Raw genomic sequence first — 10,151 nt, 5'->3', positions numbered from 1 at the left:
TCGGGGCGCTCCATTCGTTGAGTTCACAGCAACGATGGTGCCACAACCCTCGCCGCCGCCCCATAGCTTCTCTCCCCACTTTCGTGGGGGCGAGGAACCCAAGCTGGAACGCTGTGCGTAACCCATTGGCAGGAAACGGGTGGTTTGCACGCGCTGTTTCACCCATCTCTAATGGCAGAAGAAGCCATTGGAGGCAGAGCCATGACCATACACACGGTTCCAGAAGCAGCGGTCCGATCGGCGGAAGCGCGGGTCGCCGGATATGATTGGCAGGCATTGGCCGAGGGGATGAGCGGCTATGGCTGCGCCGTGATGGAAAAGCTGCTGACGCCGGAAGAATGCCGGGAGATCGCCAGGCTCTATCCCGACGAAAGCCATTTCCGCAGCCACGTCCACATGGCGCGGCACGGCTTCGGCAAGGGCGAGTATCGCTATTTCCGCTATCCCTTGCCCGAACTGATCGGCGGCTTGCGCACCGCGCTCTATCCGCGCCTGGCCGCGGTCGCCAACGACTGGAACGAGCGGATGGGCGTCGCCCAGCGCTACCCGGACGAACACGCCGCGTTCCTTAAGCAATGCCACGAGCAGGGCCAGACGCGGCCGACGCCGCTCCTGCTGCAATATGGTCCCGGCGACTTCAACTGCCTGCATCAGGATCTCTACGGCGATCTTGCCTTCCCGCTGCAGGTGGCGATTCTACTGTCCGAACCCGGCGAGGACTTCACCGGCGGCGAGTTCGTGCTGACCGAACAGCGTCCGCGCATGCAGAGCCGCGCCGAGGTGGTGCCGCTGCGCCAGGGCGACGCCGTCGCCTTCGCGGTTCACAATCGTCCGGTCCAGGGCAGCAAAGGCAGCTACCGCGTCAATCTCAGGCACGGCGTCAGCCGGCTTCGCTCCGGCCTGCGCCACACCGTCGGCATTATCTTCCACGACGCGAAGTAAGGGTGTCTTCGAGGGCCTGCGTAGAGGCGACGGGCAGCTTCGTGCTAAGGGGCAGTTGTCGGAGTCGGCGCCGCCCCTCATCGCCCTGCCGGGCACTTCTCCCCGTATAGTGACGGGGAGAAGGGGCTGGCCGCAAACTCGGCACCCTTTCTGCAACGCTGGTGATTGGCGAAACCATAGATGAGAGCGCCCCTCTCCCCGTCATTATACGGGGAGAGGATGCCGGCAGGCAGGTGAGGGGCAGCGCAAAGCTGAAGCGATTGGCCTGCCGTTCCGCTTTGCCGGGTCGCTTCGGCACCTTCGCTCAGGCCTGAAGCAGCGCCAACTCGTCGGCGGTGAGGTGGCGTGCCTTGCCCTTGGCGAGCTCGCCGAGCTGCAACGGACCGATCGCCACCCGCACCAGGCGAAGCACGTCCACCTCATGCGCCCCGAGCAGCCGGCGAATGTGGCGGTTGCGGCCCTCGTCGAGGGTGATTTCCAGCCAGGCGGTGCTGGTGCCGCTGCGCAGGATTTCAATCGACCGCGCCGTCAAATCTTCGCCGTCGACGGTGGCGCCGGCGCGCAACCGCGCCAGCATGGCCTCGTCGGGCGGGGCGCCGATCTGCACGTGATAGATCTTGGCGACGTGCGAGGCGGGGTCGAGCAGGCGCTGGGCGAAGCGCGTGTCGTTGGTCATCAAAAGCAGGCCTTCGCTGGCCTTGTCGAGGCGGCCGACCGGCGACACGAAGGGCAGGTCGAGTTCTGCCAGGCAGTCATAGACGGTGCCGCGGTCCTGCGGGTCGTCGCGGGTGGAGACCAGGCCGCGCGGCTTGTTGATCATCAGATAGACCTTGCGCTCGGCGACAACGCGGCTGCCGTCGACCTCGATGCGGTCGCGGCCGGGATCGACGCGCAGCGAGCCGTTGCGCACAACCTTGCCGGCGACACGGACGCGCCCTTCGGCGACCAGAATCTCTGCCTGCTTGCGCGAGCACAGGCCGAGTTTCGACAGCGCACGGCAAAGGCTCACTCCTGGCGGATTGGCTCCGGCGCTAGGCGAGGGGCGTTGCCGGCCGGTATTCGGTCGTGGCGCTATGGTTTTGCGAGAGCGCTCCGGCAAGGTCAGGACTTTCCCGCTAGCCATCTCCAGCCCTGGCGAGCGTTTCCATGCCTTCGCTGAGGTGCCTTTTCAGGACGCGGACGGCTGCCTCGGCGTCACGGTGGCGGCAGGTCGTCAACAGGTCGAGGTGCTCCGACTGCGAGCGGCTGCGATAGTCGAGGTTGGACAGGAGAACGCGAACGTAGCGGTCGGCCGCATTGTGGTGGGTTTCGATCAGGCCGAGCAGCCTTGTGTTGCCGCAGGCGCTGTAAAGGGCCAGATGAAAGGCACGGTTCAGCGTTCCCCAGCGGCCGACATTCGGCTCGGCATCGATCTGGTTGAGCACATAGCCGGCCTCGTCTAGTTTTTCTTTGCCGAGGTTGGGGATCGAGAGCCGCAGCGCTTCGCCTTCGAGCAGTGCGCGGACCGCAAAGATCTCCCTGATCTCGGCAGCGTCCATCCTGGCGACATGCGCGCCCTTGGTCGGATGGATCGACACGATGCCTTCGGCTTCGAGCTGGCGAAGCGCGTCGCGGACCGGCATGCGGCTGAAGCCGAACTGCTCGGCCAGGTCGTCCTGACGCAGCGGCGTGCCGGCCGCCAGTCTGCCCTCGGCAATCGATTCGCGCAGCACATTCGCCACTTGCTCCGCCACCGTCAGCGGCTTCTGCATCAAGCCGTCGCCAAGTCCGCGCAATCGATTCTCCCGTCAGGTGAGCCTTGCTAACAGAAAGCCGCCCGTGTGGATATCTGTATCCTCGTATACCAGTATCCAGAAGCGAGAAGCGATGCAGAGCGCCTCGATTACGGTGCTGACGATGTCCCGCAGGCCATTGCATGCGCGTTTCAAGCCGGCGATGATGCAAAGCCAGCCGGTTTGAGCCCAACATGAAAGTCCTTGTCGTCTATTGCCATCCCTGCACCGACAGCTTCAACGGGGCTGTGCGCGACACGGTGCTGGAGACGCTTGCCGAACGCGGCCATGAGGTTCATCTCCTCGACCTCTACGCGACCGGTTTCGACCCGATCATGCGCGCCGACGAATGGCGCGGCTATCACGACAAGGCGGCGAACCTCGCGCCGGTGCATGACCGGGCGCAGGAACTGCTTTGGGCGGAGGCCGTCATCTTCATCTACCCGACCTGGTGGTATGGCCTGCCGGCCATGCTCAAGGGCTGGTTGGAGCGGGTGCTGGTCCCGGGCTTCGCCTTCGAGATGCCGACGGCGCAGCGCGGCGCACGCCCCAAATTGCGGCACATACGCCGGGTGCTGGTGATGACCACATGCGGCGCGACGCCGCTGATGTCGTGGATCATGGGCCAGCCCGGCCGGCGCACCCTGCTGCGCGGCTTCCGCTCCGTTTGCCATCCGCTGTGCTCGACAAAATTCCTGGCGCTCTACCGGATGGACACTGTCTCAGCGGTGGAGCGCGAGGCGCATTTGCAGCGTGTCAGGAAAGCGGTCGCCAGCCTCGGACGCGCCGCTTTCCTGGCCTCCGACGTGGTGCCTGGCTGATCGCCGGGGGCGCCACGATCGTCAGTTTGTCCTGGGCTCGTCCTCGACAACGAAAGACGCCGCAATCAGGTCGTCGGCATCGAGCCGTAGGGAGCCTTCACCTCCTCCCATGACGGCGGCGACCTTCTGAAAGGTTTTAATTTCGTGTTCGGTAATACGGGCGCTTCTCATCCTGGCCTTGAGATTAGCGACGCGCAGCCCCAATGTGTGGGACGTTTCAATTTCGCGGTTCGACATCACAATATGCTCCTCCCCAACCCATGCATTTGCCTCCCCGCCGGTATTCGCCCGTCACCTACGTTTGCCTAAATATGAGGCATGACGAATACAGCGCCCCGAACGCGTGGTGCGAGGGAAGGTTCCCGCGCGACACGGTCACGAAATAATACGGCGCAACCGGCGGCCGGCAAAGCTATCCGTAGGAGGGTGGCAGGTCGCTGGGCGCGCCGAGGGTTTTCTTCGGACTGTGGGACACTCAGCGGCAAAGTAAAGTAAGTCGAAAAGATTGACTGTATCCCCGGGGGGAGGATACAAAAGAAGCATGTCCGTAAGCATCCATCGTTCGCATCCTGCTATCGTGAAGCGTCTGAAGCGCGCGCAAGGCCACCTCGCGGCGGTGCTGTCGATGTTCGAGGCGCGTCGTCCTTGCGTTGATCTGGCGCAGCAACTCCACGCCGTGGAGAGCGCCATCAGCAGCGCAAAGCGCGAACTGATCCACGATCATATCGAGCATTGCCTGACGGACACCGCGGAAGCCGGCGGCAACTCGCTGGCGGAACTCAAGCACCTGGCGAAATACCTGTGAGCCGTCAAATACCTGTGAGCCGTCTCGGCGCGCACATTCTCGACTGGTTCGGGTTCGGGTCGCGCGATCACGCCGCGCATGGTCAAGGCCATCACGATCATGCGAGCGGGTCGCACGGTCACACCCACGGGGTCATAGATGCGACCATTGCGACGACCGACCGAGGCATCTGGGCGATCAAATGGTCGTTCGTCATCCTGGCAATTACCGCGGCACTGCAGATGGTCGTGGTCGCGCTGTCGGGCAGCGTGGCGCTGCTGGCCGACACGATCCACAACATCGGTGACGCCACCACCGCCATTCCGCTGTGGATCGCCTTCATGCTGGCCCGGCGCAAGCCGTCGCCGACCTTCACCTACGGCCTTGGCCGGGTCGAGGACCTGGCCGGGATCATCATCGTTGGGATCATCCTGTTCAGCGCCATCGTCGCCGGCTACCAGGCCATAGACCGCTTGATCAATCCACGCGTGGTGACGCATCTTGGTTGGCTGGCGGCGGCGGGCCTTGTCGGCTTTCTCGGCAATGAGGCCGTCGCGGTGTTCCGCATCCGCGTCGGCCGGGAAATCAACAGCGCCGCACTGATTGCCGACGGCTATCACGCCCGCACCGACGGCCTGACCAGCCTTGCCGTGGTCATCGGGGCGCTCGGCGTCTGGCTCGGTTTTGCGCTGGCCGACCCGATCGTCGGCCTCCTCATCACTCTTGCCATCTTCGGCATCGTCTGGCAGTCGGCCCGCTCGGTGCTGACCCGCATGCTCGACGGCGTGGAGCCTGATGTCATCGGCGAAATCCACCATGCGGCCGCGCATGTGCCGGCAGCGCGCATTGTCGAGGCCAAGGCGCGGTGGATCGGTCACAGGCTGCACGCCGACATTGCCATCGCCGTAGGAGAAAGCCTGCCGGTCTGCGAAGCGAAGAAGATTACGGCAGCGCTGGAGCACGATCTGTTCGAGCACATGCCGGCGCTTGCGGCGGCCAATATAAGATTGGCGAGCGCGGATGCGGATCATTCCCATGAACATGCTCACGGCGAACACGACAGCCACTAACGGTCGCTCGGAGCGGCTCGTTTCTGTTAGCCTCAGCTGATGTTCCAAATTCTTGTCGAGTTCCAACGAACGATCTATCTGGCGGCCGGCGAGCAGATCAAACTGCTCTCAGTGGGAGGCGACTGGCTGGCGTTCATGGGCTTCCTGCCGATTGGCATCGTCTTCGGCGCTGCGCATGCGCTGACGCCCGGCCACAGCAAAGCTGTGCTAGCGACATATCTTGCGGGTTCGGATGCCAAGGTTCCGCGCGGCCTTTTCGTATCGATTACGCTGTCCTTCACCCATGTGACGATTGCCGTTCTGATTGCGGTTCTCTCGCTGCCGCTGGTCTCCATCGCTTTGGGCAGCGTCGGCCGCGCTCCGCTTCTGGAGGATATCAGTCGCGGGCTGCTCGGCCTCATTGGCGTGTGGATGCTGTGGCGCGCTTTGAGTCACGGCCATCACCACAAGCATGAGGGCGAGGCGGTCGGCGCCATGGCAGGTCTGATCCCGTGCCCGCTGACGCTGTTCGTGATGACCTTCGCGATGTCCAGAGGCGTTCCCGGCGCCGGCATGCTCTTCGCAGTCACCATGATGGTCGGCGTGGCGCTGACGCTGTCCTGCATCGCGGTGTTGTCGATCCTGTTTCGGGAACGTCTGATGGATTTCTTCGCCGGCAAGCCACTCGAAACCATTTCCCGAACCATCGAAGGCGTTGCCGGGCTAGCGCTTGCGGGCGTTGCCGTCTGGCAGATCATGTTCGCTTCCTGAGCATGCTCAAGGGCGAGATCGAGTTGCACACCGATCGGCATGCGCCGGGCCGGCGATGCCGAGATGCCATCCTGCCAGATAGAATCAAGACATGGCTCTATCTGCTTGTTTAGTGAAACTTTATTCTGGGTCATGTCACGTCGCGACACTATGTCAGGCGCGCAGCCGCTCCGGCGGAGGATTGTCGCAACAGGCGCGCTGGGCGCTTCACTCTGCGCTCTTCGCCCCGGCATCGGTGACCGAAGAGTCCAAACCGCAACCGCGTCTATCGACGGAGTACCGAATCGGCCGGCTGGGCCGTCATTATCGGATCGGCATGACGATGCACGATCTTCCAGAGACCATCTTCTGGGCGAAAGACGCTCGTCACGCGTAACGCCAAAGGGGTGACATCGCTCCGACCGCCAACCTTGGACCTGAGCCGCTCTACTTCGACGAGGTATGCCAGTTCGGACGTCACACACTTCGCTACGGTCTCGAAGCCGGTAGCGTCGCCGTCCCTGTAATTCGATGCCGCTTGCTCCATCGTCTCAGCGACCTGCTTCCATCCATGCGCGAAAGGGCCAAACGGATTTCCCAGCGTTACATCGTCTCGTTGGGAAAAGAGGTTCTTCGCAGGCGCGGGGTTTCCTTTCATGAACTCATCGAGAGCCAGGTGGTATTTTTCAACTGCTTGATCGAAGTCATTGGCGTCGAGGGACACGTCATCCTCCCTGTCGTTTTATTTCTGATCCGGACTGGCGACTCCCGCAGGTCAACATTCTGTGTGCGCAGCGGTGAGGCATTTCCCCAACTGCTGCGCAGTGCGGGTTGGCATGGTCAATATAGCACGGTGCGAGACAAGTTTTCGCGACAGCGTTTTGAGACGGCTCGTAATGGCCGCTCCCCCGCCCCGTTCCAGCCGTTCAAATTGCGCGTTAAAATTCAGGGTGCCCGCCCGCCGGCTGGCCCGCTCATTGCCGACGGCTTGCGCGTTCTTGCTTGCTGATGTGTCCAGAGGCGATTGACCGCAAGGTCCGATCAGGTTGCAGAAGCTTCCAAGCGCCCGACTGTGGCGGATTAGCAATTGCTCACCAAGAACGCAGGGCGGCGGGAAGGATCTCATACGCTCTTTGCAACCTCCGGCCCCCCCGAAATGACGGTTAGGTCGCCGCGTGCTATCCTGCGCTCGGAGGCGAACAAGGGCGCATCGTTCCACATGATGCGTGCGGGGCGCGCCCAAAACGGGAGCAGAACCCATGAAAGGCGAAGATAGGATCATTGAACGTCTTAACGAAGCGCTGTTTCTGGAACTCGGTGCCGTCAATCAATTTTGGCTGCATTATCGCCTGTTGGAGGACTGGGGCTATTTCAAACTGGCGAAGAAGGAGCGCGAGGAATCTATCGAGGAAATGCACCATGCGGACCGGATTATCGAACGGACCATCTTCCTCGAAGGGCACCCGAACCTGCAGGCGGTGGCGCCGCTTCGCATCGGGCAGAATGTGAAGGAAGTGCTGGAATCGGACCTCGCCGGCGAATACGACGCGCGCACCTCTTACAAGAAGTCACGCGAGATCTGCCAGGAACTGGGCGACTACGTGACCATGCACCTGTTCGAGGATCTGCTCAAAGACGAGGAGGGCCACATCAACTTTCTCGAGACCCAGCTCGATCTGCTCGCCTCGATCGGCGATGAGAGATACGGCCTCCTCAATGCCGCTTCCGGGGATGAGGCAGAGTAGTATTGGGAAAGCCACGCGGCGGAAATACTGCGCGACAGGTTTGAGGTTCCGCAGCCATGGCGCACATCAGGTGAACGGCACCAAAGACTCGACGTGACGCCTCTAAGCTCTGTGCCGTTCGCCGGTATCCTGCGGCAAAGCACTTGCCACGTTCGATTATGGATCATGAATGGCCCGGTAGCGGCCATCAGGACTTGCCGCGCAGCCGTTCAAACGGGCGCGTCAAAATTCAGATGCCCACTCCCCAGCTGCAACTGCTCAGCGCGAGATCGCGCGCGGCATCTCCGATCACATTCTGAGCCGGATCGATGCCCCAGCCGCCCCCGCCGCCGACCAGGGCCAAAACGCGCGCCAGGTCGACTCAAATCCGATGGCTGGGTGAGCGCTCCTCGTGAACGAGCGCCGCAACTTTTATGCCCGTCAATGGCAGCTTTGTCCGCTTCCGACAGCCAAAGGGAAGTTCCAGCGCTGGCGGCTAGCGACACAAGACAAACGAGCAACCGTCGCCATTGTGATCGGTGCTCCAGAGGTGGCGATGGAAAGTCATTACATGACCTCGCGATCCACTCCAGGCGTTCTAGACCGTGAGTCCACTCGTCTTTTGACGATGTGCGCCACCAGATTGTCCGCCTCCTCGGCAACGGCCGGTATGGTGCCTGATTTCCGCGTTAGCGCAAAATCGAGGCCGGCGAAGTAGAGCCCGGGAATGGTGCCGACACCATCCTCGTGCATGGGTTGGCCAGCCTCATCCAGGGCACCGGGAACCTTCACCCATGAGAAGTCGCCCGAGAAGCCGGTGCACCAGATTATCGAGGAGATGCCACTTGCGGCCAGGTCGATCGATCGGATCGGCGGATCAGCCAGAATCGGCGCAACCGTTTCGGCAGGATCATCGTCGGCCGGCGGCGCATCGAGGCCGGTGCGCTCGATATACTCGTCGATCACACGCTTCGCGTCCGCCGAGGCCTCGTCTGCGAAGCGCAGGTGCTCGCCGATCTCGTCGCCGAAGATGAGGCTGCCGTTCTCCACGCCCCGGAAGCGGCCGAGCAGCACCACCCCTTGCGCGCTCAGCGATTGCAGGCTGATCGTGTGGATTGCCCCGAGCAGCGGGCGCGGCGGCAGCCTGCCGTTCTCCAGGATAAGCTCCCGGCGCCGGACGTCGGCAAAGCCGGATACAGTGAGCCAGTTGAACGAGTCGCCGCCGCGATAGCGGCGTACCAGGCGGCCAGTGCGGCTCGTCGCTAGATACACAAGACGTCCGGCATGCACCAAGTCCTCGGCTATCTGGCCGCCCGACTGGCCACTCCCGACCACCAGCACGGCGCCGTCAGCGAACTCGTCCGGCTTGCGATAGGCAGAGGAATCGACCTGGCGAACTGCCGTCGGCAAGTCGGACGACCAGGGCGGCCGGACCTGACGGCTCTGGTTGCCGGTTGCAACCACGATCGTGCGCGCCAGAAGCGTCTCGCGATCAGTCGTGACTCGGTAGGCTCCGTCCTCTCGATTCAGCCGCTCAACCGGCACTCCAGTGCGGACCGGCAAGCGGTGCCGGTCAACATAGCCTTCCAGATAGCCGACGAATTCATGGTGGGTTATCGCACCCCAAGGGTCCGGCCCGTCGTAGGAATCGCCGGGCAGCGTGGTGCGTATGTTCGTCGAGTTCAGCCGGAAGGAGTCCCAGCGCTGCGTTCGCCACGTCTCTCCGATACGGCCTCGCTCGAGAACATGGTGCGCGCAGCCGCGTTGTTGCAGGAAGTAGCTGACGCCAAGCCCGGCCGAGCCCGCGCCTATGACGACCGCATCAACAATCCCCCTCATGCGTTCCCCGCCAAGATTGTGCTGCCTATCGCATGCGAGCGACACTCCGCTCACCCTACAATGCGGCAGCATACTGCAAAGAGCTAGTTTCGGGAATTCGAAAGGACGGAAGCCACGCCGGAGGGCAAGTGCCTCCGAAACCTCTGTCGATAGTATCGACCGCCAATTTTTCTAGTTACCGGTTCGTCAGCCCAACGGCTGAAACCGGTCACTAACGAGCGCGGTGCAAATGGCTGATCTTGGCGCTGCGGCATCCAGGAATCCGGCTGTCACGCCCAGCGGCGCCACAATCGCCAGTTTCGCGGGGTTGGTGGGAATACGATGAAACGACCGATATAGAAGCCAGGTTCCAATAACGCCGCTCGCGTCCAGGCCGTTGCTGAGCCGCCAGAACGCTATAGTTAAGACAACAATGGCCTCGCCGCTCGCCACGGCTTTGATCCGCATCAACGCCAACCGCAGGGAGGCTA

General features: G+C 62.6%; 11 protein-coding genes and 1 pseudogene. 6 read left to right on the top strand and 6 right to left on the bottom strand.

Annotation, left to right across the window (positions count from 1 at the left end):
* Positions 1–201 precede the first annotated feature (201 nt).
* Complete coding sequence (locus AC0L3I_RS19080) at positions 202–942, top strand: 2OG-Fe(II) oxygenase (RefSeq protein ID WP_473527897.1); 741 nt, start codon at positions 202–204, stop codon at positions 940–942.
* Between the two features lie 304 nt (positions 943–1,246).
* Here AC0L3I_RS19080 and AC0L3I_RS19075 read toward each other — a convergent pair whose 3' ends face one another.
* Positions 1,247–1,951 carry a pseudouridine synthase gene (locus AC0L3I_RS19075; RefSeq protein ID WP_473527896.1) on the bottom strand — a complete coding sequence of 235 codons (705 nt, stop codon included), beginning with the start codon at positions 1,949–1,951 and terminating at the stop codon, positions 1,247–1,249.
* Between the two features lie 106 nt (positions 1,952–2,057).
* The gene (locus AC0L3I_RS19070) at positions 2,058–2,717 is read right to left on the bottom strand and encodes a GntR family transcriptional regulator (protein WP_473527895.1); all 660 of its coding nucleotides are present in this window, start codon (positions 2,715–2,717) and stop codon (positions 2,058–2,060) included.
* A 191-nt stretch (positions 2,718–2,908) separates the two neighbouring features.
* On the opposite strand from AC0L3I_RS19070, the gene AC0L3I_RS19065 reads away from it, so the two are divergent.
* On the top strand, positions 2,909–3,535 hold the full coding sequence (locus AC0L3I_RS19065) for an NAD(P)H-dependent oxidoreductase (RefSeq protein ID WP_473527894.1): 627 nt from the start codon (positions 2,909–2,911) through the stop codon (positions 3,533–3,535).
* Between the two features lie 21 nt (positions 3,536–3,556).
* Here the strand turns inward: AC0L3I_RS19065 and AC0L3I_RS19060 are convergent, their stop codons facing one another.
* The gene (locus AC0L3I_RS19060) at positions 3,557–3,772 is read right to left on the bottom strand and encodes a hypothetical protein (RefSeq protein ID WP_095491134.1); all 216 of its coding nucleotides are present in this window, start codon (positions 3,770–3,772) and stop codon (positions 3,557–3,559) included.
* Positions 3,773–4,076: 304 nt separating this feature from the next.
* Here AC0L3I_RS19060 and AC0L3I_RS19055 point away from each other — a divergent pair, with 304 nt between their 5' ends.
* The 3 genes from AC0L3I_RS19055 to AC0L3I_RS19045 are packed head-to-tail and all read left to right on the top strand — an operon-like array spanning position 4,077 to position 6,139.
* A complete protein-coding gene (locus tag AC0L3I_RS19055; protein WP_473489778.1) occupies positions 4,077–4,340 on the top strand; it encodes a metal-sensing transcriptional repressor in 264 nt (87 codons plus the stop codon).
* A complete protein-coding gene (locus tag AC0L3I_RS19050) occupies positions 4,337–5,389 on the top strand; it encodes a cation diffusion facilitator family transporter (protein ID WP_473527893.1) in 1,053 nt (350 codons plus the stop codon). Before AC0L3I_RS19055 ends, AC0L3I_RS19050 begins: the two co-directional genes overlap by 4 nt.
* 39 nt (positions 5,390–5,428) lie before the next feature.
* Positions 5,429–6,139, top strand: a complete 711-nt coding sequence (locus AC0L3I_RS19045; protein ID WP_473527892.1) for a HoxN/HupN/NixA family nickel/cobalt transporter — start codon at positions 5,429–5,431, stop codon at positions 6,137–6,139.
* A 265-nt stretch (positions 6,140–6,404) separates the two neighbouring features.
* Here the strand turns inward: AC0L3I_RS19045 and AC0L3I_RS19040 are convergent, their stop codons facing one another.
* Positions 6,405–6,842, bottom strand: a complete 438-nt coding sequence (locus AC0L3I_RS19040; RefSeq protein ID WP_473527891.1) for a YybH family protein — start codon at positions 6,840–6,842, stop codon at positions 6,405–6,407.
* A gap of 535 nt (positions 6,843–7,377) precedes the next feature.
* On the opposite strand from AC0L3I_RS19040, the gene bfr reads away from it, so the two are divergent.
* A complete protein-coding gene (gene bfr, locus AC0L3I_RS19035) occupies positions 7,378–7,863 on the top strand; it encodes a bacterioferritin (protein ID WP_029351163.1) in 486 nt (161 codons plus the stop codon).
* Positions 7,864–8,409: 546 nt separating this feature from the next.
* Here bfr and AC0L3I_RS19030 read toward each other — a convergent pair.
* Together AC0L3I_RS19030 and AC0L3I_RS19025 are read right to left on the bottom strand one after the other, a co-directional pair.
* The gene (locus AC0L3I_RS19030) at positions 8,410–9,681 is read right to left on the bottom strand and encodes a flavin-containing monooxygenase (protein ID WP_473527890.1); all 1,272 of its coding nucleotides are present in this window, start codon (positions 9,679–9,681) and stop codon (positions 8,410–8,412) included.
* A gap of 246 nt (positions 9,682–9,927) precedes the next feature.
* A pseudogene (locus AC0L3I_RS19025) lies at positions 9,928–10,038 on the bottom strand (sulfite exporter TauE/SafE family protein); the annotation flags it as partial.
* Positions 10,039–10,151: the final 113 nt, after the last annotated feature.

The organism is Mesorhizobium sp. WSM4840, assembly GCF_055811755.1.
The sequence above is the reverse complement of the archived record's forward strand: the minus strand, read 5'-3'. Positions and strand labels throughout refer to the sequence as shown.

Excerpts from the sequence above, each read along its gene's own strand:
- AC0L3I_RS19080 (WP_473527897.1), top strand. The coding sequence starts at position 202 with ATGACCATACACACGGTTCCAGAAGCAGCGGTCCGATCGGCGGAAGCG.
- AC0L3I_RS19065 (WP_473527894.1), top strand. The coding sequence starts at position 2,909 with ATGAAAGTCCTTGTCGTCTATTGCCATCCCTGCACCGACAGCTTCAAC.
- AC0L3I_RS19060 (WP_095491134.1), bottom strand. The coding sequence starts at position 3,772 with ATGTCGAACCGCGAAATTGAAACGTCCCACACATTGGGGCTGCGCGTC.
- AC0L3I_RS19055 (WP_473489778.1), top strand. The coding sequence starts at position 4,077 with ATGTCCGTAAGCATCCATCGTTCGCATCCTGCTATCGTGAAGCGTCTG.
- AC0L3I_RS19045 (WP_473527892.1), top strand. The coding sequence starts at position 5,429 with ATGTTCCAAATTCTTGTCGAGTTCCAACGAACGATCTATCTGGCGGCC.
- bfr (WP_029351163.1), top strand. The coding sequence starts at position 7,378 with ATGAAAGGCGAAGATAGGATCATTGAACGTCTTAACGAAGCGCTGTTT.
- AC0L3I_RS19030 (WP_473527890.1), bottom strand. The coding sequence starts at position 9,681 with ATGAGGGGGATTGTTGATGCGGTCGTCATAGGCGCGGGCTCGGCCGGG.